The following is a 26,105-nucleotide window of genomic DNA, read 5'->3' on the forward strand; positions in this document are numbered from 1 at the left end:
TCACCCCCATCGACAGCGCACGGTTCGAAGCGTTGGTGCGGGCGCGGCGGGACATTCGCCACTTCCTTGCCGACCCCATTCACGAAACCGATGTCGAATGGCTGCTCAGCATGGCGCACCGCGCGCCGTCCGTCGGCCTGTCCCAGCCGTGGCGATTCGTGCGGATCGATACCCCCGCGCTGCGCGAGCGGCTGGCCGTCCATGTCGACGCACAGGTCGGCGAAGCGGGCAAGGAGTATGAAGGCGATCAGGACCGGCTCTATCGCAGCCTGAAACTGCATGGCCTGCGCGAAGCGCCGGTGCTGTTCGCCGTCTATTGCGACGACGGCACCGAAACCGGCCATCATCTGGGTGCCGTCACCATGCCCGAAGCGCGCCGCTATTCCTGTGTCATGGCGGTCCACACATTATGGCTGGCGGCGCGCACGCGTGGCATCGGCATGGGTTGGGTGTCGATCCTGCAATCTGCGGGCGTGGACGCGATGCTCGATATCCCTTCGGGCTGGGAATGCCTGGGCCTGCTCTGCCTGGGCAAGCCGATGAGCGAGGAAGACATGCCGGAACTGGAGCGACGCGGCTGGGAACAGCGCACCGACTGGCATTCGGTCGTGGTGCGGCGTTAGAGGACGCTAATTCTCTCCGAGCAGGAAGCCCAGCGCCAATGTTTCAAACCGCTCCTTGCACTCGATCATCGCCCAATGACCGCACCGGGGAAAGACGTGCAGTTCCGCATTCGGAATCACCCGCATGGGCAACAAAGCGCCGTCCAGCGGACTGACCTTGTCATCACGGCCCCAGGTGATCAGCGTCGGCGCCTGTATCCTGCCCAGATAATCGATCCGCTGCGACACGGCTGGGCCGCTCATTGACTGGGCAATGAACTCCAACGCCGAGCGCGTATACATCTTGCGGCTGCTCGTCATCGTCACCGGTTCCAGCGCCGCCTTGTACCGCATCTCGATCAACTCATCGGTGATGATCGATTTGTCGAACACCATCGATTCCAGCCATGCGACGATATTCTCACGCGTGGGATTTTCGATAAAATCGACCAACCGCGTCAGCCCTTCATTGGGGAAGGTCGACGTGATGTTGAACCCGATGCCCCCAATGGTGATGTAGCGCAGGACACGATCCGGGTGCGACGCGGCCAGGTGCCCGCCTACAATTCCCCCATAGCTGTTGCCGATGACATGGGCGCGATCAATGCGAAGACCATCCATCAGCGCCACCGCTGCATCGCGCGCGACGGCCACCGGATCGCCATCGATGGGATCGCTCCTTCCATAACCCGGCGCATCGAGGATGATGGTGCGGAAATGGCGCGCAAAGAGTGGCAGATTGCCTGCGAAGTTGGCCCAACCGGTTACGCCGGGACCGGACCCGTGGAGCAACAACAAAGCCGGACCCGACCCCGCCTCATGATAATGCAGCCGCCCATTTGCCGTTTCCAGAAACCGGCTTGTTGCTTCGAAGCTGAGATCGGTCATTTATCTCTCCCATATCATTGTCCCGCGAAGGACTAATGACGCGGCAGGGGGCACGCAAGACGGCGTGGCCGGCCCCCCTTTCCTTTGCCCGATGATGGCCCTATGAGGCGAGGCGGATCGGCTTGCCGGTCCATCGATCGCGTCGGTGTCCCTTCGGGGGCTTAATTGGGAACGCGGTGCGGGAGCTTGCTCCCTAATCCGTGGCTGTCCCTGCAACTGTGAGCGGTGAGCGAGATACGGACGATCGCCTGACAGGTGATCAGCCACTGGAGCAATCCGGGAAGGCCCGTGTCCCAGCATTGACCCGCAAGCCAGGAGACCTGCCGCCGCAAAGGTCGCTCTTGCCATGGTCCAGGGGATGGTCACGGCTCGGTTCTCCGTTTGAGCGACGAAGTTTTTGCGCGGCTGCGGCTGTGCTGGCGTGCGGCTGTCGCCACGCCGGTGCTCCGCCGCCATCGTTGCTTGGCGTTCGGAGGACTGGACAGTGGAGGACCGATCACGGCGCGCGTTCGCCGATCAACCGCCCCTAGCCGTGGTGCGGGGCTGGTGCCCCACTGCGTGGCAGCCGATGATGGCGGGCGACGGCCTGCTGGTCCGCGTCCGGCCCCGCCTGGGCCGGATGAGCCGCCCCCAGATGCTAGGCCTGTGCGACGCCGCGCTGCGTTTCGGCAACGGGCATATCGACCTCACCAATCGCGCCGGGCTGCAAATTCGTGGCGTAAGCGATCACAACCATCTACCGCTTGCGCAGGCGCTCGCCGCCATGGGGCTGATCGATCCCGACGCGGCGGGGGATGCCCATGCCCCTGTGATCCTGAACCCCGACTGGACCCCCGGCGACGACACCGAAACCATCGCCCTCGCGCTGCTCGACCGGATGGATGAACTGCCCGCGCTGCCCCCGAAAGTGGGTTTCGCCATCGACGCCGGTCCTGCCCCCGCCCTGACCCACCGCCCGGCGGATTTCCGTATTGAGCGGGACATGAATGGCGCGCTGATCCTGCGCGCCGATGGACGGGACTGCGGCATGGCGATCAGCGTCGAAAACGCGGTCGATCACGTCATCGCACTCACCGCATGGTTCATGACGAGCGGCGGCGCGCAGGCCGGGCGCATGGCCCGCCATGCCGCGCCGCTGCCCCAATGCGCCGACCGGATGCCCGCTCCACAGCGCGAGCTCGCCGCCACCATCGCCGCCTGCCCTGGCCGCTTTCTTGGCGCGCCCTTCGGTCGGATCGACGCCGACACGCTGCGCATGGCGATGAATGAAAAGGTGCATGCCGTGCGCCTCACCCCATGGCGCGGCCTGATCATGGAGGGCGACGATGGGCCGTCCGATAATCCCGCCGACCCCTTGCTCAGCACCGACGCCTGTCCCGGCGCGCCCGGCTGCCCCCAGGCCAGCGTCCATACCCGCGATCTTGCGGCGCAACTGGCCCCTTATGTCGCCGACCTGCATGTTTCGGGCTGCGCCAAGGGATGCGCGCGCCCGACGCAGGCAGGCACCGTGCTTACGGGACGGGACGGCGGTTTCGACCTGGCGCTGAATGCGCGCGCGGGCGCGCCGCCGGTTCGCACCGGGCTTGCCCCTTCTCAGATCATCGCCTTGTTCGGAGCCTCCTGATGCCGCATGTCTATGAAACCGACGGAGCGGCCATTTATCGCCAATCCTTCCGCACCATCCGCGCGGAGGCGGATCTCTCCCATCTGTCACGCGAGGAAGAACGCATCGCCGTGCGGATGATCCACGCAGCCGGGCTGGTCGGCCTGGAAGCCCATATCCGCTTTTCCCCCACTTTTGCCGCAGCAGCCATCGCCGCGCTGGACGCAGGCGCGCCGATCCTCTGCGACGCGCGCATGGTGTCCGAAGGGATCACCCGCGCCCGCCTGCCCGCCGCCAACCCCATCATCTGCACGCTCCACGATCCTGAAGTGCCCGGCCTTTCCCATGCAATGTCCAACACCCGGTCCGCCGCCGCACTCGAATTGTGGCGACCCCATCTGGCCGGTGCGGTCGTCGCAATCGGCAATGCGCCCACCGCCCTCTTCCACCTGCTCAACCTGCTGGAAGACCCCGCTTGCCCCCGCCCAGCGGCGATCATCGGCTGTCCGGTCGGTTTCGTCGGCGCGGCGGAATCCAAGGACGCGCTGTGGCAGGTCCAGCCCGCGCCCTGCTGCATCGTGGAAGGCCGACTAGGCGGCAGCGCGATCACCGTGGCGGCCATCAACGCAATTGCGAGTGCCGCCGAATGACCGGCACGATCCACGGCGTAGGCCTCGGCCCCGGCGCGCAGGATTTGATGAGCGTGCGCGCCGACCGGCTGATCCGCCAAGCACGGCACATCGCCTATTTCCGCAAGGCCGGGCGGCCCGGCCATGCCCGCCGGATCGTGGAGGGCATGCTGCGCGCCGATGCCATGGAATATGCGATGGAATATCCGGTAACGACCGAAATTCCCCTGTCCGATCCCCGCTACAATGCCTGCCTTTCTCCCTTTTACGCCGATTGCGCCGCGCATCTGCAAGGGTTGGCGGCGCAGGGGGAGGACGTCGTCGTCCTGTGTGAGGGCGACCCCTTTTTCTACGGCAGCTTCATGCACCTGCACAGCCGCCTGGCGTCACACGCACCCGTGCGGATCGTGCCGGGCATTACCGGCATGTCAGGCGCCTGGACCGCCAGCGGCACGCCGATCAGCTGGGGCGACGATGTGCTGACGGTGCTGATGGCGACCCTGCCAGAGGAGGAGCTTGCCCGCCGCATCCACGACACCAACGCGCTGGTCGTCATGAAGATCGGCCGCAACCTCGCCAAGCTGCGCCGCGCGGTAGAGGCCGCGGGCAAGCAGGACTGCGCCTGGCTGGTCGAATATGCGACCATGGCGGACCAGCGGATCACCCCGCTGGCCGATGCGGAAGCGATCACCGGCTATTTTTCCATCCTGCTGATCCATGGGCAAGGGCGGCGGCCATGAGCGGATGGTTGGCGGTCGCAGGGCTAGGCCCCGGCGCGCAAGCATTGATCACGCCGGAGGTCACCGCCGCGCTGGATGAGGCGACCGACATCATCGGCTATGCGCCCTATGTCGCGCGGGTGGCCGACAGGCCCGGCCTGACGCGACACCCGTCCGACAATCGCGTGGAGCTTGACCGCGCCGCCCATGCGCTGACCCTCGCGTCGCAGGGCCATCGCGTGGTGGTCGCATCATCGGGCGACCCCGGCGTCTTCGCCATGGCGTCCGCCCTCTTCGAAGCGCTGGAGTCCGGCCCCGACCATTGGCGCGCGGTCGACATCCGCATCCTGCCCGGAATCACCGCGATGCTCGCCGCCGCCGCGCGAGCGGGCGCGCCGCTGGGCCATGATTTCTGCGCCATCAACCTGTCCGACAATCTGAAACCCTGGCCGCTGATCGAACGACGGCTGCGCCTGGCGGTGCAGGCGGATTTCGCCATGGCCTTCTACAATCCCCGCTCACTCTCCCGCCCCGAAGGATTTGCCCGGACGCTCGGCATCCTGCGTGAGACATGCGAAGCCGGTCGCCTGATCCTCTTCGCCCGCGCCGTATCGACCCCGCAGGAGGAACTGCACATCACCACGCTGGACCGGGCCACGCCCGAAATGGCCGACATGCGCACGATGGTGATCGTGGGGTCCAGCCGCACCCGCATGATCAACCGCCCAAGCGGCCCCATCCTCTACACCCCGCGCTGGGCCGAATGATCCAGCCACTCGATCACGTCCGCAACGCTGTGCGTCGTCCGCGCCAGGGGCAAGGGCGGGCGGTCGATCATCAGCACCGCTATGCCCAGCACCCGCGCCGCATCCAGCTTCGCCCGCGCGCCAACGCCCCCCGCATTTTTGGCGACGACCAGCTCGACCCGATACTCCCGCATCAGCGCCAGGTCGCCTTCCAGCGTGAAAGGCCCGCGATCCACCACCAGCCGGTGGCTCGGCAGCGTGGGCGCAATGTCCGGCGCATCGACGAAGCGCAGCAGATAATCATGCTGTGGCTGCGCCGTGAAAGCATCCACATGCATCCGCCCCAGCGCCAGCATCACGCGCCGCGCCCCACCATCCAGTGCCGCAACCGCCCCGGCAATGTCCGGCACATGATGCCAACGGTCCCCCTCGCCCGCTTCCCATGGGGGCCGGGTCAGCATGATATGGCGCACCCCCGCAATCTGCGCCGCCTGCGCCGCATGACGGCTCATCGTAGCGGCGAAGGGGTGGGTCGCATCGACCAGATGCGTGACCCGTTCCTGCCGCAAATAGTGGACCAGCCCTTCCACCCCGCCAAAGCCGCCGATGCGCACCGGAACCGGCTGCGCGCGGGGCCGTTCGGTGCGCCCGGCATAGCTCAGGACGGCCCGCAACCCTTTCTGCGCGACGGCGGTGGCAAGCCCGCTCGCCTCTGTCGTGCCGCCCAATATCAGGATGTTGGTCATGGTCGCTGACAGTCCCTGGCTGACGATCATCGGCATAGGCGAGGACGGCGTTGTCGGCCTCAACCCCGCCGCGCGCGCGGCGCTGGATCAGGCGCGGTTCATCACCGGCGCACCGCGCCAACTCGCGCTGCTGCCGCCCCTTAATGCGCAATGCGTCCCCTGGCCAGCGCCGTTCGAAGACGGCATCGCCCCGCTGCTGGCGCGCCGGGGGCAGCCCACCGTCATGCTGGCGTCGGGCGATCCCTTCTGGTTCGGCGCCGGGGCCAGCATCACACGCCGCCTTGCACCCGGTGAATGGACCGTCCACCCGGCCCCCTCCACCTTCTCCATCGCGGCGGCGCGGATCGGCTGGGCGCTGCAGGACACCGCCTGCCACGGTCTCCACGCCGTGCCGCTGGCCCGGCTGCGCCACGATCTTGCGCCGGGCCGCCGCGCCATCATCCTGCTGCGCGATGGCGACGCAGTGCGGGAACTGGCGGCCTATGTGACCAACGCGGGTTTCGGCGCATCGACGCTTCACGTGATGGAGGCGCTGGGCGGGCCGCGCGAACATATCCGGCAAGTCCGGGCGGACAGCTATGCCCTTTCCAATGTCGCACACCCGGTCGCGGTCGCCATAGCGGTGGCGGGGGATGGCGACGTCATGCCGCGCGCCAGCGGCATTGGCGACCAATGGTTCGATCATGACGGCCAGATCACCAAACGCCCCGTCCGCGCCCTCACCCTGTCCGCGCTCGCGCCGCGCCCCGGCGAAATATTGTGGGACATTGGCTGCGGTTCCGGGTCCATCGCGATCGAATGGCTATTGAGCCATCCATCGACCCAGGCCCTCGCCTTCGAAGCCGACGACGCCCGCGCCGCCCGCGCGCGGGCCAATGCTCATCGGCTGGGCGCGGATCGGCTGACCGTCGTCCACGGGCAAGCTCCTGACATTCTGCAAGACCGCACCCGGCCCGACGCCATCTTCATCGGCGGCGGCCTTAGCGATGCGCTGATCGAAACCATTGTAGGACGGCCCGGCGGCCCCACCCGCTTGGTCGCCAATGCCGTGACGCTGGAGTCCGAAAGCCTGCTCGCCCAGTGGCATGCCCGTCTGGGTGGCGACCTGTTGCGCATAGAATTGGCCTCCGCCGCTCCGCTGGGCACGCGACGCGGCTGGCGATCCTCCTACCCGCTGGTGCAGTGGAGCGTGACGCTATGATCGTCGCGGGCTTTGGCTGCCGCGACAGCGTCGGCGCGGACGCCCTGCGCGCCGCGTTCGACCTGGCAACCCGCGACGCGCCGCCGCCCACGGCAATCGCCACCCTGACGCACAAGGCACCGCAACTCGCCCCCCTTGCCCAGGCGCTCAACCTTCCCCTCCTGCTCATCGATCCGTCCGCCATTGATGGCGTCCCGACCCTCACCTGTTCCCCGGCCAGCATCGCCGCCTATCGCACCGGCAGCGTGGCCGAAGCCGTTGCGTTGATGGCCGCTGGCACCGGATCGCGGCTGATCGCCCCCCGCATCGTTTCGCCCAGTGGGGGAGCGACCTGCGCCCTTGCCCAAGGATTTTCCGCATGACCATCCACTTCATCGGCGCAGGTCCCGGCGCGCCCGACCTCATCACCTTGCGCGGGCGCGACCTCATCGCCGCATCGCCCATATGCCTGTATGCCGGGTCACTGGTGCCGCGCGCCTTGCTGGACCATTGCCCGCCCGGCGCGCGCATCGTGAACAGCGCGCCCATGACATTGGATGAGATCATCGCGATCCTTGCCGAAGCACATGCGGCGGGTCAGGATGTCGCCCGGCTCCATTCGGGCGACCTGTCCGTCTGGTCGGCCATGGGCGAACAATTGCGCCGCCTGAAGGCGATGGACATCCCCTACAGCATCACGCCGGGCGTTCCGTCCTTTGCGGCGGCGGCGGCGGCGCTGGGCACCGAGCTCACCTTGCCGGGCGTCAGCCAGTCCGTCGTGCTGACCCGCACATCGGGCCGGGCAAGCGCCATGCCACCACGGGAAAGCCTGGCAGCGTTCGGCGCCAGCGGGGCCACGCTCGCCATCCATCTTTCGATCCATGCGCTCCATCAGGTGGTGGCGGAACTTGTGCCGCTCTATGGCCCCGATTGCCCGGTCGCCATCATATGGCGCGCCACCTGGCCCGATGAGCGGATCGTTCGCGCTACCCTTGCCACCATAGAGGAAGCCGCAAAAGACGGTCCCGAACGCACCGCCCTGATTCTGGTCGGCCCGGTGCTGGGCGACGGCGATTTCGCCGAAAGCAGCCTCTACGCGCCCGGCTATGATCGCCGCTTTCGCCCGGCCTCCACGCAATCCCGCTTTGTCGGGTCGGAGGAATGACGCCCGGCCTCCTGATCGCCGCGCCGCGCTCCGGTTCGGGCAAGACCACCGTCACGCTGGGGCTGATCCGCGCCCTGACACGAACGGGCGTCCGGGTTCAGCCCTATAAATGCGGCCCTGATTATATCGACACCGGCTATCATCAAAAGGCGAGCGATCGTCCTGCCTTCAACCTCGACAGCTGGGCGATGGACGGCGCGCTGATCCGGTCGCTCGCGGCGCGGGCGCAGGGTGCGGAACTCGCCATTGCCGAAGGGGTGATGGGCCTGTTCGACGGCGCGGCTGCGCCCGGCAGCGCGGGGGACGGCAGCAGCGCCGACATTGCCGCGATGCTCGGCTGGCCCGTCCTGATGGTCATCGACGTCACAGGTCAAAGTCAGTCCGCCGCAGCACTGGCCCATGGTTTCCGCACCATGCGCCCGGACGTGCGGGTCGCAGGCGTCATCCTTAATCGCGTGGGCAGCGACCGGCATGATCGGATGATCCGCCAGGCGATGGACGACATCGCCATGCCCGTGCTTGGCTCCATACCCCGCTATGCTGAATTGAGCTTGCCCGAACGGCATCTGGGTCTGGTCCAGGCCGGTGAACTGGCGGAGGCGGAGCGCATCATCGACGCTCTCGCCGACCACATCGCCGATCATATCGATATTCCGGCGTTACGTTCGCTCGCCGACGCGCGCCCGCTCACACAGGCGCATCATCATTGCCCGCCGCCCGGTCAGCGCATCGCCTTGGCGCAGGATGCCGCCTTTTCCTTCACCTATGCGCATCTGGTCGATGGCTGGCGCGAATCGGGCGCTGAAATCCTGCCCTTTTCCCCCCTGGCTGACGAAGCCCCTGCGCCCGACGCCGACACCGTCTGGCTTCCGGGCGGCTATCCCGAACTGCACGCCCCTCGCCTTGCCGCTGCCCGCCATTGCATCGCCGGGCTTCGCCACCATGCGCAGGACCGCCCGGTCCATGGCGAATGCGGCGGTTACATGATGCTGGGTCAGGCGCTGATAGATGCCAATGGCAAAGCACACGCGATGGCGGGGCTGTTGGGGCTTGTCGCCAGTTTCGCCGACCGCCGCCTGCACCTGGGCTACCGTCGCGCCCGCTTGCTTGCGCCCATGGCAGGCTATGAAGCCGGGGCCATATTGAACGGCCACGAATTTCATTACTCAACGGTTATCGAACAGCCCGACGACCCGCTTGCGGACGTTGCCGACGCGGCGGGCGTGACGGTCGCCTCCACTGGATCGCGGCGGGGCCATGTCACCGGCAGCTTCTTTCACCTTCTGGCAGGTGCGGCATGATCCGGCTTTTGCTCATCGGCATCGGCACGGGCAATCCCGACCATCTGACGCGCGCTGCGACCAAGGCGATGAACGACGCCGACCTCATCCTCCTCCCCCGCAAGGGCGATGCGAAGTCCGACCTTATCGACCTGCGCCGCACCATCTGCGCGCAGCTTTTGACCGGCCCGACCCGCATCGTGGAATTCGACATGCCGGTTCGCGCTGCCGAACCGGCTTATCTGGATGCCGTCACCGGCTGGCACGACGCCATCGCCGGTTTGTGGATGGAACAGGCCGCGCTTCACCTTCCTGACGGCGGCACCATGGCGCTACTGGTCTGGGGCGACCCGTCCCTCTACGACAGCAGCCTGCGGATCGCCGCCCGTCTGGGACCAAAGGTCGACATCCGCGTGATCCCCGGCATCACCAGCATCCAGGCGCTGACCGCCGCCCATGGCATATGCCTCAACCGCCTGGCAGAACCGGTGCTGATCACCACGGGCCGCCGCTTGCGGGAACAGGGATGGCCGCCGGGTGTCAATGACATCGTCGTGATGCTGGACGGGCATTGCGCCTTTCGCGACCTTCCACCGCAGGACATGCTTATCTGGTGGGGTGCTTATCTGGGCATGGATTGCGAAGAACTGGCCCGTGGGCCGCTGGGCGAAGTTGGCCCCGCCATCGTGGAACGGCGCGCTGCTCTGCGCGCGCGGCATGGATGGATTATGGACGTCTATTTGCTGCGCCGGGCTCCCGCCGCGTTCAACTGACGGGGGCGCAGAGTTCGGCCATCGGCTTGTTGATCACCGCACGGGCCGCATCGAAAGATCCCATTGTCGCGCGGCGGCGAAATTCAGCCGCCATCGCCTGATGCATCGTGCGGGCATAGGGGTCCGCCGTCGTCGCCGCCAATTGTTCGTGCATTCTGGCCCGCTCCAGACATTCCTGGGCATTAAGGGCATTGGTCATGAACCGCACTCCTGCTGTCCTGCCGCCTCAGGCTCGACTCGCGATCCGTCCTGGCAGACCGAAAGCATCGCCATATCGCGCGGAATTTACGCCTCCCGCAACGCAATGGGAAATAGAATCTTCGGGCGCGTTGGCCGCATAACCGTCGCGCGCACCAGTTCAGCGCATCCAGTCATCCTGCGGCTGGCACCGGTGGCTTTGCAGCTCCTTGCGGCTGTCCGCATCCACTTCGCTCAGCGCCACTTCATAACCCCACAAATTGGCCAGGTTCTGCAGCACCAGATTGGCGTCCGATGATTCCAGCACCACCCCATCGCTGACGGTATTTTCCAGCATCAGCGTCCGGTCACCGGCCAGGTCGACATCCACGACCTGAATGTCCGGTTCCTGCCGGGCAATGTCATATTCGCGGGACAGCGCCCTGCGGATACGCCTGTATCCCCGCTCATCATGGATGGCGTCCACCCGCACGTCCGCTTCGCCTTCATGGTCCAATATCTTGAACAGCCGCCATTGCCTGATCAGGTGCGGGCTAAGATATTGGGAAACAAAGCTTTCGTCGCGGTAATTGGCCCATATGTCCTTCAGCACTTCGACCGGGTCGCCTGATCCGGCGATATCGCCAAACCATTCGCGATCCTCCTCCGTCGGGTCGATGCAGATTCGTTCCACATCCGACATGATTCCAAAGCCCAGTGCATAGGGATTAAACCCGCCAAAATGCCCGGAATCAAAGCTTGGCTGATATACGACGCCCGTGTGCGATTGGATGAATTCCATAAACGCCCCATCGGTAATCCACCCCCTTTCATGCAGCGCCGTCATGATCCGATAATGTGTGAAAGTAGCCGCGCCTTCATTCATGGTTTTGGTCTGACGCTGCGGATAAAAATACTGCGCAATCAACCGCACTATGCGCAAAATCTCGCGCTGCCAGCTCTCCAGGCGCGGTCCACTCTTTTCCAGGAAATACAGAATATTTTCCTGCGGCAAACCCAGCGCCGCGCGCCTTTGATCGCTAGGGACCGTATCAGCCCTCCCGCCTGTGGGAACCGTGCGCCACAGATCGTCATAGATGCGGTCCCGATAGGCTTGCCGTTCGGCTTCCCGCGCCGCTTCGGCTTTCAGGTCGCGCGGGCGGACACGCGGATATCGGTGCACGCCCTGGTTCATCAGCGCATGGGCGGCGTCCAGGACCCTCTCCACCGCCAATTGGCCATGGCGTTCCTCGCAACTGGCGATGTAGCGTTTGGCGAATTCCAGATAGTCCAAAATGCCGTCCGCGTCGGTCCATTGCCGGAACACATAATTATTCTTGAAAAAATGATTATGCCCGAACGCGGCATGGGCGATGACCAGCGTCTGCATGGTCGCGCTGTTTTCCTGCATCAGATAGTTGATGCACGGATTGCTGTTGATCACCAGTTCATAGGCCAGCCCGCGCAGTCCCTTGCGGTACAGCATCTCGTTAGTCACGAACTGCTTGCCGAAGGACCAGTGCTTGTAGAATAGCGGCATGCCGATGGACGAATAGGCATCCAGCATCTGTTCGGCGCTGATCACCTCTATCTGGTTGGGATAGATGTCGAGCCTCATTTCCTGAAGCGCAATCGGCTCTATCGTCTCATAGATGCGGTTGATGAGCGCGAAATCCCAATCGCTGCCGGTAAATAGCGGCGCAGGAGCCAGCGCGCCCTTCAACTCCGAGCCCTTTCACTGACGCCCCGACGCTGGAACAGCTCGCGAAACACCGGATAGATTTCGCGCCTGTGCGTGACTTTGCGCATGGCGAAATGAGGGTTCGCCACCATCACCGGCGCATAGGCATCCCACAAGCCGGTGGTCGCCGTCGCGCTTTCGACTGACGCGAATTCCTCACGCCCGACTTCCAGATAGGCGACATATTGGGCGATCGGCAGGACCTCATCCTCCATCAGACTGACCACCCGCGCATTGTCCGACGCCAGCGTGTCCCCGTCAGAGGCCTGCGCCACATAGATGTTCCAATCGGTGGGGTTGTAGCGATCCCTGATCACCTCCAGCAGCTTGTCCAGGGCGCTCGACACCAGCGTGCCGCCCGTGACCGTGCTGTAAAAGAAGGTCTGCTCATCAACCTCCGCCGCACGGTCGGTATGGTGGATGAACACAACATCGACATGTTCATAGCATCGCGACAGGAACAGGTGCAGCAACGCGAAGAAGCGCTTGGCCAGGTCCTTCATATGCGCCGTCATGGACCCGGACACGTCCATCAGGCAGAACATGACCGCCTGCGCCACTGGACGCGGGACAGGTTCAAACCGGCGATAGCGCAGGTCCACAGGGTCGATATAGGCGATCAGGTTACGCCGCCGGATGACAAGCGCGCGTTCGTCCCGCAATCGTGCCAGCGTCGCGGCATCGTCTGGACCGGCGATATCCCGCGCTTCAATCTCTGCAATTGCGTCGTCCAGTCGGCCGAGGTCGCCGCTGCTTGGCCTTCGCAGCGCCAGCCTGCGTGACAGCGCCCTTTGCATGGTGCGAGGGACCGACAGGTTCGAGGGGTTCCCGGCGGTCGAATAGCCCGCGCGCCTGATGCCTTCGATCTTGCCAGCGATCAGCCGTTTCTTGGCCATATCGGGCAGCTCCAGATCGTCCAGAAATAGGTCCAGAAATTCTTCGCGAGACAGGGCGAAGCGGAAATCATCCTCATCCTCCCCCTCTCCGGCCCTGGAGCCGCCATCCGATCCTCCGTCCGGTCGCTTGATCCTGTCGCCTTCCAGAAATTCGCGGTTGCCCGGCAGCACCTGTTCCCGGTTACCCCCCTTCGCGGCGCGGCGCAGCGTAGGTTCGTGAATGGCGTCGCGGCGAATCGTGATCTCGCCTTCCTTGTCCAGATCCTTGATGCTCCGGTCCTTCAGGCTATCGCGAACCGCCTGACTGACATAGGCCCTCGCCCGCCTCAAGAAGCGTTGCCGATTGACCAGGCTCTTGCCCCCGGGGTTCAGCCGTCTGTCGACTATGTGCATGCCGACCCGAGCGCCTCCTTCAACCAGCCTGCTTGACGCGAATATACCATTCGACCAGCCGCCGGACCTGCCGTTCCGTATAGCCCCGCTCAACCATGCGGGCGACGAATTCGTCATGTTTCATAGCGGTGTCGCCGTCGCGCTTCGATCCAAAGCTGATGACCGGCAACAGGTCCTCGACCTGGCTGAACATCCGCTTTTCGATCACTTCGCGGATTTTTTCATAGGAGGTCCAACTGGGGTTCCGCCCATCATTGCTGGCCCGCATCCGCAGTGCGAACTTCACCACCTCATTACGGAAATCCTTGGGGTTGGCGATCCCGGCAGGCTTTTCGGTCTTGGTCAGTTCCTGATTGATGACCTCCCGATCCAGCAGCTGGCCGGTGTCCGGGTCCTTGAAGTCCAGATCCTCGATCCATGCGTCGGCATAGGCGACATAGCGGTCGAACAGGTTCTGGCCATAGTCGTTGTAGGATTCAAGATAGGCCTTCTGGATTTCATTGCCGATGAATTCGGCATAGCGCGGGGCCAGTTCGCCCTTGATGAACTCCAGATATTTGGCTTCCGTTTCGGCCGGGAATTGTTCCTGCCGAACCATGCCCTCCAGAACATACATGAGGTGGACAGGGTCCGCGCCGATTTCATTGGTGTCATGGTTGAAGGTCGCCGACAACGCCTTGAAGGCGAAGCGGGTGGAGATGCCCGACATGCCTTCGTCCACCCCGCCCGCGTCCCGATATTCCTGCATGCTCTTCGCGCGCGGATCGATCTCTCGCAGCATTTCGCCGTCATAGACGCGCATCTTGGAATAAAGATTGCTGTTCTCATGCTCACGTAGGCGCGTGAGGACTGAAAAGCGCGCCAGCATGTCCAGCGTGCCCGGCGCGCAGGGCGCCTTGTTCAGGTCGGACTCCCTCAGAAGCTTTTCGTAAACATGCCGTTCTTCGGTCGCTTGAAGAGAATAGGGCACCTTGATGACGTAGATACGGTCGATAAAGGCTTCATTATTCTTGTTATTTTTGAAGTTCGTCCATTCCGATTCATTGCTGTGCGCCATGATGATGCCGGTATAGGGGATCGCGCCGATATTTTCGGTCCCGATATAATTCCCCTCCTGCGTCGCCGTCAGCAGCGGGTGCAGCATCTTGATCGGTGCCTTGAACATCTCGACAAACTCAAGCATGCCCTGGTTCGCGCGGTTCAAACCGCCCGAATAGCTGTAGGCGTCGGGATCATTCTGTGACAGCATTTCCAGCTTGCGGATATCGACCTTGCCGACCAGCGAGCTGATGTCCTGGTTGTTTTCGTCGCCCGGCTCGGTCTTTGCGATCCCGATCTGCCGCATGCGTGAGGGCATCAAACGGATAACCTTGAACTGCGAGATGTCGCCGCTGAATTCATCGAGCCGCTTGCGCGCCCACGGACTGATCAAACCAGTCAGTCGGCGGCGGGGGATGCCGTAGCTATCTTCGACCAGGGTCCCGTGCGTTTCCGCGTCGAACAGCGCGAGCGGGCTTTCGAAGATGGGGCTGATCTCATCCCCCGCCTTCAACGCATAGATGGGATGGGTTTCCATCAACGCCTTCAGCCGCTCGGCAAGCGACGACTTGCCGCCGCCAACCGGACCCAGCAGATAGAGAATCTGCTTACGCTCCTCCAGGCCTTGGGACGCGTGGCGCAGGAAGCTGACGATATGTTCGATCGTCCCTTCCATGCCGTAGAAATTGGCGAAGCTTTTGTAGCGACGGATGGTGCGGTTCATGAAGATCCGGCCCAGCCGCTGGTCGCGGGATGTGTCTATGATCTCCGGCTCGCCAATCGCCGCAAGCAGCCGCTCCGGCGCGGACGCGTGCATGATCGGATCATTACGGCATCCAAGCAGATAATCTTCAATCGACATCTCGGCTTGACGCCGTTCGTCGAAGTTCCGCGTGAAGCTGGAAAACAATTCGCTTTTCGTCACTGTCGACTCCCGCCGCAGTAGCCATAGTTGTAATATACTATGTATGACCCTGTAAAAACAGGCCTATACAACAGGACGACTGGAAAAAAATATTCCTGCACATCCGAATAGTTCGCAACAAGGGACTGCGCGGCGGCCACGTCATCCAATGCGCAAGTGGTGCAGGTGCTGCTGTCGGCAGGCATTGGCCGTCTCCGTTCCTGCATGATATAACGGTCGCCACCACAGGCCCGTTCCCCATGCGGGGACGTCACGGACATGGAGGCGCGCATGACATCCATTCTGCTTCACATCCACGACGACAGCGGCTCGGAAAGCCGACTGCAAGTCGCCTGCGACATCGCTCGCGGAGCGGATGCGCACCTGCATTGCGTGCAAGTAACCTCCGTACCCGGGCTGATTGCGTCCGATGTCTATGGCGGCGCGTCCATGGCGCCTGCGATGATGGCAGAACTGCATGACATAGACGCCCGGCTGCGGACCCACATGGAAGAACGGCTGCGGCGAGAGGGCGTAAATTGGGATTGGCGGCAGGTCGATGGCGATCTGGTGAACGGCCTGCTGTCAGCCTCCACACTCAGCGACTTCATTATCGTCACCCTGCCGGAAGGCCCCCGGACGGAAATGAGCGATCCTCCGCATATCGTCGCGGATTTAGCGTTGGGTGGTCGCTCGCCAGTGCTAGCGGTTCCGCAGGCAGCGCGCGGCCTGACCGTCGCCGGTCGGGTGCTGGTCGCCTGGGACGGATCGCAAGAAGCATCAGCCGCGCTGCGCCTTTCGCTCCCGCTTTTGAAGCTGGCTGAGGAGGTTCATATCGTGACCGTCGAGGAAGCGGGGAAATACCCCTTCCCCTCCACCGACGCGCCGGAATATCTTGCCCGCCATGGTATCAAGTCTCAGCTGCATATCTGGCCGCAGGACGGACGGTCGGTCGAAGCAACGCTGCAGGCGGCCATAGGCGTGCTGAAACCCGACTGGATGGCCATGGGCGCTTACGGCCACAGCCGCCTGCGCGAACTGGTCTTTGGCGGGGTCACCCGCTCCATGTTGCGACAGGCGCGGGTGCCTCTTTTGCTCGCACATTAGCCGTTTTGAAGTCCGATGCAGCATTTGCGTGCTGATAGGGGTCGGAGCAATTGCAACCAAAATGAAGCGAACATTTACGCCCGCGCGACCGCGATATATCGGTTTTGCGCGTTAATCGGCACGCAAAAATGGCGGCAATGGCTGCTTCCGATGCCGGATCGCCATTAACCTCCGGCAGCCCTTCACATCAAAATGGCCCGATCTGCGGTCCCCTTATCTTCGCGGATTCTCTAGGGAATCTGGCCAAGGGTGAGCGCCGGGATGCGCTGATCCCGGTCGGGGCAAAGGCTTTGCGTAATCGCAAGCCAAAGGGGGTTGAAATGCAGCTCGGTGCAAAAGCCAGGACCATGATGATCGCGGGGACGCTAGCCGCCCTGCTATTCCTCATGCTTGGCATTCGGGAATTGCAGCGGACTCCTGCAGCAGCGTCTCCCTCACCTGCCCCGTGGGTCGGAGCGCCGGTCGTCGTACTCGCAGCGGCCGCGCGCCAGATCGACACGGGAGAAACGATCACGCCCGGGATGATCCGTAACCTGGTCGCCGACCCTGGTCGCAATCCGCAAGTGGCGACGCCAGCCGAACTAATCGGCAAGGTTGCCACGCGGACGATCGCTTCCGGGTCGCCGATCCCGCGCGATGCGGTGGGCGGAGAGGCCAAACTCGCCATTCGCGTCCCGGTCGGCATGCGCGCGATCAGCATCGATACAACTGCCGAGATCGCGGTCGCAGGCCTTGTCCGGCCCGGAGACCGCGTCGATGTGCAGGTCGTCTATCCAGGTGCCGACGCCATCAGCGGCGCGCGCGGCGCAGGGCGTAGCCGCGCGCAGACGTTGCTTCAGATGGTGCAGGTGCTGGCCGTGGGCGAAACCATCGTGGGTGGAGAATCCTCGACCAGTTCGACCGGCTCTTCTCCTCCACCTCCGGCCCGGACGGTCACGTTGGCGCTGACGCCGGATCAAGTGTCCACCCTCTCTCTTGCCAAGAATACCGGTGCGCTCACCCTTTCGCTGCGCAATCCCGTCGACAGCGAACAGACGACTGCCACCGCCGCTGCCGCGACGTCCAGGGCACCCGATGCGGTGACCGCCACTGCGCCCCAGCCCCCGCGCAAGTCGCGGCCCTCACGGCGACCTGCCCACACTATTCAGCTTGTCGTCGGCGACCGCCACGAAACCATTTATTCAGGGGGTGAAGCGCGTTGATCAGGACATTTACCCCTGCCTTGCTAGGGCTGGCCCTGTGCGCCGCCTGCCCAGCATATGCTATTGCGCAGGAAGCGCCAATGCCGCTGCGCGGCAAGCGCACCATCACCTTTACCCAGCCGATCGGGCGCGTCGAGGTGGACCACGACAATATCATCTCGGTCGCCGCGCCCAGCGCCCGTTCGCTGCGGCTGACCGGGGTCGGAGCAGGAACAGCCACGCTTCGCATATTCGGTGTGAACGGCGCGCTGCTTGATGAAAGGATAGTGACGGTGGGGTCGCCCGCCTCATCCGTCAACGCGGCGGAAGAAGGCCGCCTGACCAGCGCGGACCGGATCGTCGCGGGCGAACAGGTGGTGGCCGTTGATGTGCAGTTCGCCGCCATATCGACATCGACGCTCAAGGCGCTGGGGTTCAACTTCGCAAAGCTTAGCGGCGGCCTTCAGGGAGCGATCGTGTCGCCCAGCACGCTCACCAGCGCCAGCTTTTCCCGCGACGGCTCCAGCATCGATGCCAGCGTGCCCATCCAGAATGCGTTCAACCTTTTCCTGTCGTCACCCAATCGCGGCGTCAATGCGGTGTTGAGTGCGCTGTCATCGAACGGCCTGTCCGAACTGCTCGCCCAACCGACATTACTGGTCCGGTCGGGGGAACAGGCGAGTTTCCTGGCGGGCGGCGAAATACCCGTGCCGGTCCCGCAAGCGTCCGCCGGGTCGGGCAGCACCATTTCCATTCAATATAAGGAATTTGGCGTGCGCCTGGCCGTTACCCCATTTGTCCTGTCGAAGGACAATATCGTGCTCAAGATCGCGCCAGAGGTCAGCGAACTGGATTATGCCAACGGCGTCCAGTTGCAGGGCTATGTCATCCCCGGCCTGCGCCGCCGGTCGGCGGAAACGACGGTCGAACTGGGTAGCGGACAGAGCTTTGTGATCGCGGGGCTCAGCTATTCCAGCCAGTCGGTGACGCGGGACAAGACACCGCTGCTGGGTGACATCCCCGTGCTGGGTGCTTTTTTCCGCCGCCAGCAAAGCCAGAAGGAACGGCAGGAGTTGGTCATCGTCGCCACCCCCCGGCTGGTGGGACCAGTGCAGGCGGCCAGCATGCCCGCGCTGCCCGGCACTGCGACGGATGCCATCGCCCCGGATGCGCCCACCTTTGGTTTGGTGAGGCGCTGATCATGGCGAACATTCTCCTTCTATCGGTCGACCGCAGCCTTGCCGAACGGATCGAGCAGGCGATGAACGGGCGGGCGACTGTCGAGATGGCGCAATCGGTTGCGTCTGACTTGCCCGCTGGACCCGCTGTCATCGTGATCGATCGGACTGCGATCCCGCCTGAACGGTCGATCACCGCCGCTATTGCAGCCGTTGCCGAAGTTGCGGGAGGTCGGGCGATTGTGCTGGCGACGTCGGATTGTGACGCTGACGAGATATTGCGGGCTGTTCGTGCGGGGGCGGATGACATCATTCCGCGTCAGGGTGAGGGAGGGGAGATTTCGGACATATTGTGGCGGCTAATTAATGAAGGAAACAGCGAACAGAATCGCGGTGGTCGACTGACGTTGGTGGTGGGGGCGGATCAGGAGGTGGCGGCTATGGTTGCTACCGACATGGCGGTTAGTCGGGCGGGGGAGCGGTCGCCTGCTGTGTTGATCGACTGCACGATGCCGACCAGTGCGGCGCAGGCTTATCTTGATTTATCAGTAGGTTATGGAATGGCCGCTGCCATTGGGGACATGGAGCGGCTGGACGCCAGCTTACTGTCCAGCGCGCTGGCCCGGCATGGTCCCAGTGGGCTGTTGCTGCTGACATTCGATGGCGGGACGGGCGCGGAGCCGGTGGGGATCGGACCCACAGACATTGCCGCGCTGGTCCGCCTGCTCCGCACATGCTGCGCGGAGGTGGTGCTGAGCGTCGGGAGCCTGCGCCATGCGGGGCTGTTGCGGGATCTGGGGGCGCAGGCCGACCGCATCGAATTGCTGTGCGCCCAGTCCATTCGCGAGCTGGAGGCGTCCCGCCGCCTGATCGACCGGATGGGAGCAGATGGCGCGGTTCTGGCCAAGACGCGGCTTGTGGTGTGGGATCATCAGCCATCGGTGCTGCTGGACGGGCGGCGCATGGCCGACATATTGGGCATTTCCACCGTCCATCCGCTGCCCGTCGATCATGCGCGAGCGCGCAACGCGCTGAACGCGGGGCAGCCCATGGCGATGGAGAAGGACGGCGGGCCCTATATGCAGGCGATCCGCAGGATGTGCGGCATTCAGCCACCCGCGCCCAGCGCCGCTTTCGCGAGCATCGACCGTGTGCGCCGCGCCGTCCGCCGAACGATGGAGCGGGCGTCATGAGCCTGCTGACCGAAGACAGCCTGCCGATCAGCCCGGCGCGCGGTGGTGCCCGCCCCGCGCCCGTGGCCCAGCCCGCCACCCAGCGGATGAGCGACAGCTATCAGGCGGTGAAGGCGCAGACCTGCCAGCAGGTGATCGAGCAACTGGAAGCGCGGGGCAGCACCGCCGACAAGCTGGGGCTGGGCGCGCTAAGGCAGGAGATTGAACAGGTCGTCACCAGCCGAAGCCGACGCGGACAGATGGCGTTGAACGCAGCCGAACGATTGTTGTTGATCGAGGATGTGGAGGATGAGGTCGCGGGCCTCGGCCCGCTCGCCCCGCTGCTGCGCGACCCCGACATTGACGACATCATCGTCAATGGTGCCGGGTCCATCTATGTCGAGCGCGCCGGGCTGCTGGAAAAGGTCGGCACGCGATTTCGCGACGATGCGCATCTGATGAACATCATCCACCGGATCGTGGGACCGATTGGCCGCCGCGTCGATGAAGCCAGCCCCTATGTCGATGCTCGCCTGCCCGACGGGTCGCGCGTCAACATCGTCATCCCGCCGGTCGCGCTGGACGGGCCGTTGCTGTCCGTCCGCAAGTTTCGCATGCAGGCGCTGGGCGTCGATGATTTTGTCGAACGGCAAGTGATGAGCGCGGACATGGCCGCCTATCTGGCCGCCGCCGTGCGGTCGCGCCTGAACATCCTGATCTGCGGCGGCACGGGCGCGGGCAAGTCCACGCTGCTGAACATGCTGTCGACATTCATCAGCGACCGCGAACGGTTGATCACCATAGAGGATGCCGCCGAACTTCAGTTGCGGCAGGACCATGTGGTCCGGCTGGAAACCCGCCCGCCCAACGTCGATGGCAACCGCGAAGTCAGCGCGCGCGAGCTGGTCCGCAACGCGCTGCGCATGCGCCCGGACAGGATCATCCTGGGCGAAGTGCGCGGCGTCGAGGTCGTGGAAATGTTGCAGGCGATGTCCACCGGGCATGACGGGTCGATGGCTACGCTGCACGGCAACAGCCCCCGCGACGCCTTCGCGCGTCTGGAAATGCTGCTGGGCTTTGCCGGGCTGCAGAATGACATTCGGGCGATCCGCCGCTTCATCGCCAGCAGCGTCCACATCGTCGTCCACATCCAGCGGCTGGCCAATGGCAGCCGCCGGATCGTCGGCGTCACCGAAGTCACCGGGCTGGAAGGCGACGCCTATTCGCTCAACGAACTTTTCAGTTTCCATGAGCAGCCCGCCATGTCGGGCCTGGGCGAATTTCGCACATTGTCGCCGCGCCCCTATTTCGCCGACCGCCTGCGCGACTATGCGGGCGTGACGGGGCAGCCGCTATGTTGAGGGGGGCGGCGTTCCTGCTGTTGGCGTTGCTGATCATGGCGGCGGTGCTGGGGCATTGGCTGGCGCTGCGGGGCGCGGCCCGATCCCGCCTGAACCGGCGTCTGGCCGCCTTGTCGCAGGGTGTCGATGCACCACCCATCCGCCTGAGCGCCCCGTTGACGGTGCCGGATCGGATCGCCCCGTTGCTGGCGCAGGCGCAACTGGAAATCACGCCGCGCACCGCCGGGATCATCGCGGGCGGGCTGATGTTGCTGGCGCTTGTCCTGTTGCTGGTTTCCGGGCCGGTGGCGGTGCTGGGCCTGCTGCTGGCTGTGCCGCTACTGTCGTTCGGCTGGGTCAAGCGGCGGGCGCAGCGGCGGATCGATGCGCTGATCGATGCCCTGCCATTCTATATCGACGCCGTCCGGCAGATGCAGACGGTGGGCAATTCGCTGTCGCAGGCGTTGGAGCGGTCGCTGGGCGAAGCGCCGGGCATCGTGCGCGCCTATCTGGCCCCGGTGGCCCGCCGCCTGGAACTGGGCGCGCCGGTGGGTGAAGCGATGCAGCAGCTGGCAGACCGCCTGCGCGTTCCTGAAGTATCGATGCTGGCGGCGGCGATCCGCACCAATTTGCGCTATGGCGGGTCGATTACCGGCGTCCTGTCCAACCTGGCGGCGATCCTGCGCGAACGCATCCGCATCAAGCGCGAGTTGAAGGCCGCGACATCCGAAGCGAAGGTCAGTTCCCGCGTGCTGATCGCCATGCCGCTGGTGGCGATGGCGCTGCTGATGTCGATGAACCCGGCCTATATCGACTTTTTTCTGGCTGATCCGCGCGGGCGCAAACTGGCCGTGGTGGCGATTGGGCTGCAGGCGGCGGGCATGTTGGTGATGCGGCGCGTCATGAGGCTGGCCTTCTGATGCCGTCCCCGCTGTTCTTCCTTTGCATCGTCGTCATGCTGGCGGGATTGGTCTTCGCCGCGAAGGGGGTGCGGCTTTCGCTGGCCGACCGGCGGCTGGAAGCGCGGCTATCGGCCATAGCGCCATCAGCAACGCCCGGCGGCGAGCGCTTTGCCCTGCCCGGTTTCATCGCCGCGCGTGGGCGCGACCGGTCGGAACTGGAAAGCAGGCTGCAACTGGCCGGTTTCCGCGATCCGCGCGCGCTGCAACTGTTTGTCGGGCTGCGGATCGCCGCGACGGCCGGATCGGCGCTGCTGGTCATGCTGCTGTGCCGGGTTGCATGGGGCGGCTGGCTGGCCCGGCCCCTGTTGATCGTCATCGGCGCGGGCCTGGTCTATGTCGGCATGAAACAGGCGCTGTATATGCTGGCGTCAGCACGGTCGCGCAGGGTGACGGCGGAATTTCCCTTCCTGATCGATCTGATGCTGATGATGCTGGAAAGCGGCGTGTCGCTCGACCAATGTTTCCGTTCCATCGCGCGGGATGAACAGGTGGCGGTGCCTGAACATGGCCCGCTGATCGGCCTGCTGATCGCCGACCTTGACCGGGGCATGCGTTATGAACTGGCACTGGACCGCTGGGCGGCGCGCGTCGCGATCAGCGGGGGGAAGGAGCTGGCCGCGCTGTTTCGACAGGCCATGTTCCAGGGGGTCGAACTGGCCCCGGCCCTGCGCGAATTTGCGCGCGAATTTACCCAGCGCCGCGTCGCCCGCGCGCGCGAAGCCATGGGCGGCATCACCGTGCGCATGGTGGTGTTGATGATCCTGTTCTTCATGCCTGCCCTGTTCATCGTGCTGGGCGGGCCGCCGGTCATCGCCATATTCGACACATTGCGGGGCGCGGGGCGATGATCCGCCAGTTTGCCCTTCCCCTGATGGCCGTGATGATCATGGCCGCCGGGCCAAAGGCCGACCCGACGCGCAGCCTGTACCTGCAACTGATCGAACAGGCGCGTGGCGATGGCCGTCCCCGTGCGGCCATCGCCTATCTGGACGATTTCGACCGCCGCTATCCGGGCGAGGTGCAGGCGCAGATTTTGCGGGTGAACAGCCTGCTGGACCTGAACGATGTCGATGCTGCGGAAAGAGCGGCGGCGGTCCTGCCCGCATCGCCGGAAAGCAGCGCGGTGCGTGGGCATGTGCTCTGCGCGCGGGGTCAGTGGGCGGAGGCGGCGACGCTCTACCGTCAGGCGATGGATGCGCGGCCTGCCGATGCGCTGCTGCGCAATGCGCTGGGCTATGCGCTGCTGCGTTTGGGGCAGACCGCCCCGGCCATCGAAGCGTTGCGCGGCGCGGTCGATCTGGCGCCCACAGACCGATCCATCCGCAACAATCTGCTGCTGGCGTTGATCGTCGGCGGTGAGCGCGCGGAGGCCGACGCCCGCCTGCGTCAGATCCGCGACGGCGGTGAGCAGGATGCGCTGCGCCGGATGCTCGCCGTTGAAGCCGATCGCATTGCAAGGAAGGAAAGCTGATGTTCTGTCTGCTCATCGCCGCCGCCGCGCCTGTCGCGCCGATGCCGGATCAGGCGCGCCGGGTGATTGAATGGCAGTTGCGTGCTCCCCCGCGCGATGGTCAGGCCGCCGGGCTGTCGGGCGAGGAAGCGGAGGTCATCCGCGAACGATATCTCCAGTCCATCGGCCAGCGCCCGCCGCAGTCGTCGGCCCCTGAACGCCGCGACGGACGGTGATTGCCCTGCGCATCCCCGTCCTCTGGCGTGATCGGCGCGGCGCGGTCGCCCCGATGATAGCGGCATTGGGCGCGGCGCTGGTCGGCGCGACGGGCTTTGCGCTGGACGCCGGGCTTTATTATACGGCCAGTCGCGAGCTTCGGGCCGCGACCGAGGCGGCTGCGCTGGCCGCCGCGATGAACCCCGCCGACGCCAGTGCGCGGGCGGGCGAAGCGCTGAGCCGCAATGGCTATGACCCCGCCATCCTGCGATCCGTCGTGGTCGGGCGATATTGCCCCGATGCCGCGACGCCCGCCGACCAGCGTTTCGATGCGACCTTTGCCCGGTGCCCCGGCGATGGCCGGACGAATGCGGTGCGCGTGCAGACGGAAATGCCCAGCCGCCAGTTTTTGACGCGTGTATTGGGCAGCGCGAATCCTATTCCTGAACTGGCCGCCACCGCCACCGCCGCGCGCATCGATGAAGCGGGCGTCGGCATCACGTCGGGCATATTGACCGTCACCAATGCGTTGGTGAACAGCGTCAATGACCTGCTGGGCGCGATTTTGGGCGTCCAGTTGCAGCTGAGCACCGCCGATGTCGAAGCGTTGATGGCGAGCGATGTCGATGCGGGCCGATTTTTCGATGCGCTGGCGGAGCGGGTCGGGGAAAGCGGCACCTATGCGGACCTGACCGCGCGCACCGTCAGCCTGCATGACCTGATGCTGGCGGCGGCGAGCGCGGCGGATCGGCCAGACACTGCCGCCGCGCTAACGCTGGTGGCGGGGCAGGTTGGTACTGGATACACCGTGCCGCTGTCCGGGCTGTTTGGCCTTGGCGTATGGAAGAATATGCCGGTGGGCGAAGCCGCCGATCAGCCTGCGTTGCGCGCGGGGATCAACGCCTATCAGTTGTTGGCCTTTGCGGCGCAATCGGGTGGCGGATCGATCGACGCGTCGGATGCGCTGAGCCGGGTTGTATCAGGGACGACGGTGCGCATTTCCGCGATTGCGAGCGGGCCGGTGGATCGCCCGCGTTTTTCCTTTGGACCGGCGGGCGAAACCAGTGCTGGCACGTCCGCGCTGCGGATCAAGCTGGACCTTGGGCTTGACCTTTCCATCCTGGGCATCGGGGTCGATGCGGTTCCCGTGTTGATCGACGTGGCCGCCGCGCGGGCGGAGGTGAGCGGGATCGATTGCCCGGATACCGCCGAACAGGCGCGCGATACGCGGGTCAGCATTTTGGCCAGTTCGGGCCTCGTCAACGCCTATATCGGCCAAGCGCCCGCCAATGCGATGACCAGGCCGATGCCGCCGCTGTCGGCCAGCGACATCGCGCCCGCGCGGATATTGAGCGTGCTGGGGATCATCACCGTCGACGCGCGCGCCGTCGCGCAGCCGGTGATGGGGAATAGCGGCACGTTGGTTTTCGGTCCTGGGGGACAGGGCAGCATCGGTCGGCCTGGGGTGCCGGGGACCGCCGCGAGCATCGGCAATGGGTCGCAGGCGGGGACGCTGATTTCGTCTCTGGTCGGCAGTCTGGCGGCGTCGAACGGGCTGCAGGTGAATGTCATCGGCCTGTGCATCGCGCCGCTTTGCAGTGCTTCGGCGATCCGGTCCCAGTTGTTGAGCGCGATTACTGCGCCCGTCACCGGGCTGGTGGGCAATGTGGTCGATCCGCTGCTCGACAATCTGCTGGCGGCGCTGGGCATTCAATTGGGCCACGCGACCTTGTGGGTCACTGGCGCGCGGTGCGGGGTGCCGGTGCTGGTCTAGCGATATTGGCGGCGTGGGTCCCCTCCCCCGCGCAGCCGTCCTGTCATTGGAGGGACAAGGAACAGGATATGATCACCAAAGCCCGCAATTTTTTGAAGCACCTGGCGCGCGACCAGAGGGGCCTGACGGCGGTCGAATATGCCGTGCTGGGCGCGGTTGTGGTTGCTGCCATCGGGGCGGTTGGGACCAGCTTTGAAACCGAGCTGACAGGCGCGTTCACCGCGCTGTTCAACGAAGTGAACTGA

Annotated in this window: 27 protein-coding genes and 1 riboswitch; of the genes, 21 read left to right on the top strand and 6 right to left on the bottom strand. The window is 64.8% G+C overall.

Translation table 11 applies throughout. The features are described 5' to 3' along the window. Positions 1-8: 8 nt before the first annotated feature. The gene (bluB, locus tag FHS54_RS15115; protein ID WP_341785992.1) at positions 9-623 is read left to right on the top strand and encodes a 5,6-dimethylbenzimidazole synthase; all 615 of its coding nucleotides are present in this window, start codon (positions 9-11) and stop codon (positions 621-623) included. A gap of 6 nt (positions 624-629) precedes the next feature. On the opposite strand, the gene FHS54_RS15120 is transcribed toward bluB, so the two are convergent. Then, positions 630-1,490: an alpha/beta fold hydrolase gene (locus FHS54_RS15120; protein ID WP_167304978.1), complete on the bottom strand. Its 861-nt coding sequence runs from the start codon at positions 1,488-1,490 to the stop codon at positions 630-632. A gap of 126 nt (positions 1,491-1,616) precedes the next feature. Further along, positions 1,617-1,832, top strand: a riboswitch (cobalamin riboswitch). Between the two features lie 226 nt (positions 1,833-2,058). On the opposite strand from FHS54_RS15120, the gene FHS54_RS15125 reads away from it, so the two are divergent. The 4 genes from FHS54_RS15125 to cobJ are packed head-to-tail and all read left to right on the top strand — an operon-like array spanning position 2,059 to position 5,208. Continuing rightward, a complete protein-coding gene (locus tag FHS54_RS15125; RefSeq protein ID WP_167305187.1) occupies positions 2,059-3,114 on the top strand; it encodes a cobalamin biosynthesis protein CobG in 1,056 nt (351 codons plus the stop codon). Next, positions 3,114-3,743, top strand: coding sequence for a precorrin-8X methylmutase (locus FHS54_RS15130; protein ID WP_167304979.1), 630 nt, complete (start codon positions 3,114-3,116; stop codon positions 3,741-3,743). The genes FHS54_RS15125 and FHS54_RS15130 overlap by 1 nt, the downstream gene beginning before the upstream one ends. After that, positions 3,740-4,462, top strand: a complete 723-nt coding sequence (gene cobI / locus FHS54_RS15135) for a precorrin-2 C(20)-methyltransferase (RefSeq protein ID WP_167304980.1) — start codon at positions 3,740-3,742, stop codon at positions 4,460-4,462. The genes FHS54_RS15130 and cobI overlap by 4 nt, the downstream gene beginning before the upstream one ends. Continuing rightward, on the top strand, positions 4,459-5,208 hold the full coding sequence (cobJ, locus tag FHS54_RS15140) for a precorrin-3B C(17)-methyltransferase (protein WP_167304981.1): 750 nt from the start codon (positions 4,459-4,461) through the stop codon (positions 5,206-5,208). Before cobI ends, cobJ begins: the two co-directional genes overlap by 4 nt. Here cobJ and FHS54_RS15145 read toward each other — a convergent pair. Beyond that, a complete protein-coding gene (locus tag FHS54_RS15145; RefSeq protein ID WP_167304982.1) occupies positions 5,184-5,933 on the bottom strand; it encodes a cobalt-precorrin-6A reductase in 750 nt (249 codons plus the stop codon). The two genes, cobJ and FHS54_RS15145, sit on opposite strands and share 25 nt — an antisense overlap. Between FHS54_RS15145 and cbiE the strand changes: the two genes are divergently transcribed. The 5 genes from cbiE to cobF are packed head-to-tail and all read left to right on the top strand — an operon-like array spanning position 5,932 to position 10,331. Further along, positions 5,932-7,134 (top strand): precorrin-6y C5,15-methyltransferase (decarboxylating) subunit CbiE, encoded by a 1,203-nt coding sequence (gene cbiE / locus FHS54_RS15150; protein ID WP_167304983.1) that lies wholly within the window; start codon positions 5,932-5,934, stop codon positions 7,132-7,134. The genes FHS54_RS15145 and cbiE overlap by 2 nt on opposite strands. Further along, a complete protein-coding gene (locus FHS54_RS15155) occupies positions 7,131-7,496 on the top strand; it encodes a cobalamin biosynthesis protein (protein ID WP_167304984.1) in 366 nt (121 codons plus the stop codon). The genes cbiE and FHS54_RS15155 overlap by 4 nt, the downstream gene beginning before the upstream one ends. Next, on the top strand, positions 7,493-8,278 hold the full coding sequence (gene cobM / locus FHS54_RS15160) for a precorrin-4 C(11)-methyltransferase (protein WP_167304985.1): 786 nt from the start codon (positions 7,493-7,495) through the stop codon (positions 8,276-8,278). Before FHS54_RS15155 ends, cobM begins: the two co-directional genes overlap by 4 nt. Then, positions 8,275-9,579 (top strand): cobyrinic acid a,c-diamide synthase CobB, encoded by a 1,305-nt coding sequence (locus FHS54_RS15165; RefSeq protein WP_167304986.1) that lies wholly within the window; start codon positions 8,275-8,277, stop codon positions 9,577-9,579. Before cobM ends, FHS54_RS15165 begins: the two co-directional genes overlap by 4 nt. Continuing rightward, positions 9,576-10,331, top strand: coding sequence for a precorrin-6A synthase (deacetylating) (gene cobF / locus FHS54_RS15170; protein ID WP_167304987.1), 756 nt, complete (start codon positions 9,576-9,578; stop codon positions 10,329-10,331). The genes FHS54_RS15165 and cobF overlap by 4 nt, the downstream gene beginning before the upstream one ends. On the opposite strand, the gene FHS54_RS15175 is transcribed toward cobF, so the two are convergent. The 4 genes from FHS54_RS15175 to FHS54_RS15190 all read right to left on the bottom strand — a co-directional run bounded on the left by FHS54_RS15175 (position 10,324) and on the right by FHS54_RS15190 (position 15,501). Further along, on the bottom strand, positions 10,324-10,530 hold the full coding sequence (locus FHS54_RS15175; RefSeq protein WP_167304510.1) for a hypothetical protein: 207 nt from the start codon (positions 10,528-10,530) through the stop codon (positions 10,324-10,326). The two genes, cobF and FHS54_RS15175, sit on opposite strands and share 8 nt — an antisense overlap. Before the next feature lie 159 nt (positions 10,531-10,689). Beyond that, entirely contained in the window at positions 10,690-12,231 is a 1,542-nt protein-coding gene (locus tag FHS54_RS15180) for a SpoVR family protein (protein ID WP_167304988.1), read from the bottom strand. Continuing rightward, positions 12,228-13,538, bottom strand: a complete 1,311-nt coding sequence (locus FHS54_RS15185; RefSeq protein ID WP_167304989.1) for a YeaH/YhbH family protein — start codon at positions 13,536-13,538, stop codon at positions 12,228-12,230. Before FHS54_RS15185 ends, FHS54_RS15180 begins: the two co-directional genes overlap by 4 nt. A gap of 19 nt (positions 13,539-13,557) precedes the next feature. Continuing rightward, a complete protein-coding gene (locus FHS54_RS15190; RefSeq protein ID WP_167304990.1) occupies positions 13,558-15,501 on the bottom strand; it encodes a PrkA family serine protein kinase in 1,944 nt (647 codons plus the stop codon). 270 nt (positions 15,502-15,771) lie between these two features. On the opposite strand from FHS54_RS15190, the gene FHS54_RS15195 reads away from it, so the two are divergent. The 11 genes from FHS54_RS15195 to FHS54_RS15245 all read left to right on the top strand — a co-directional run bounded on the left by FHS54_RS15195 (position 15,772) and on the right by FHS54_RS15245 (position 26,105). Next, positions 15,772-16,587, top strand: coding sequence for a universal stress protein (locus FHS54_RS15195; protein ID WP_167304991.1), 816 nt, complete (start codon positions 15,772-15,774; stop codon positions 16,585-16,587). Between the two features lie 320 nt (positions 16,588-16,907). Beyond that, on the top strand, positions 16,908-17,789 hold the full coding sequence (gene cpaB, locus FHS54_RS15200) for a Flp pilus assembly protein CpaB (RefSeq protein WP_167304992.1): 882 nt from the start codon (positions 16,908-16,910) through the stop codon (positions 17,787-17,789). A gap of 80 nt (positions 17,790-17,869) precedes the next feature. Then, positions 17,870-18,967 carry a type II and III secretion system protein family protein gene (locus tag FHS54_RS15205; RefSeq protein WP_167304993.1) on the top strand — a complete coding sequence of 366 codons (1,098 nt, stop codon included), beginning with the start codon at positions 17,870-17,872 and terminating at the stop codon, positions 18,965-18,967. Between the two features lie 2 nt (positions 18,968-18,969). Continuing rightward, positions 18,970-20,139, top strand: coding sequence for a CpaE/TadZ family protein (locus FHS54_RS15210; protein WP_167304994.1), 1,170 nt, complete (start codon positions 18,970-18,972; stop codon positions 20,137-20,139). Then, positions 20,136-21,479, top strand: a complete 1,344-nt coding sequence (locus tag FHS54_RS15215; protein ID WP_167304995.1) for a TadA family conjugal transfer-associated ATPase — start codon at positions 20,136-20,138, stop codon at positions 21,477-21,479. Before FHS54_RS15210 ends, FHS54_RS15215 begins: the two co-directional genes overlap by 4 nt. After that, positions 21,473-22,378: a type II secretion system F family protein gene (locus FHS54_RS15220; protein ID WP_167304996.1), complete on the top strand. Its 906-nt coding sequence runs from the start codon at positions 21,473-21,475 to the stop codon at positions 22,376-22,378. Before FHS54_RS15215 ends, FHS54_RS15220 begins: the two co-directional genes overlap by 7 nt. Next, a complete protein-coding gene (locus FHS54_RS15225; RefSeq protein WP_243855793.1) occupies positions 22,378-23,268 on the top strand; it encodes a type II secretion system F family protein in 891 nt (296 codons plus the stop codon). The genes FHS54_RS15220 and FHS54_RS15225 overlap by 1 nt, the downstream gene beginning before the upstream one ends. After that, positions 23,265-23,891, top strand: coding sequence for a tetratricopeptide repeat protein (locus tag FHS54_RS15230; RefSeq protein ID WP_167304997.1), 627 nt, complete (start codon positions 23,265-23,267; stop codon positions 23,889-23,891). The genes FHS54_RS15225 and FHS54_RS15230 overlap by 4 nt, the downstream gene beginning before the upstream one ends. Next, a complete protein-coding gene (locus FHS54_RS15235; protein WP_167304998.1) occupies positions 23,891-24,106 on the top strand; it encodes a hypothetical protein in 216 nt (71 codons plus the stop codon). The genes FHS54_RS15230 and FHS54_RS15235 overlap by 1 nt, the downstream gene beginning before the upstream one ends. Then, complete coding sequence (locus FHS54_RS15240; protein WP_341785984.1) at positions 24,103-25,860, top strand: TadG family pilus assembly protein; 1,758 nt, start codon at positions 24,103-24,105, stop codon at positions 25,858-25,860. Before FHS54_RS15235 ends, FHS54_RS15240 begins: the two co-directional genes overlap by 4 nt. A gap of 68 nt (positions 25,861-25,928) precedes the next feature. Continuing rightward, positions 25,929-26,105, top strand: coding sequence for a Flp family type IVb pilin (locus tag FHS54_RS15245; protein WP_167304999.1), 177 nt, complete (start codon positions 25,929-25,931; stop codon positions 26,103-26,105).

The organism is Sphingobium vermicomposti (assembly GCF_011762025.1).
Taxonomy (GTDB): Bacteria; Pseudomonadota; Alphaproteobacteria; order Sphingomonadales; family Sphingomonadaceae; genus Sphingobium; species Sphingobium vermicomposti.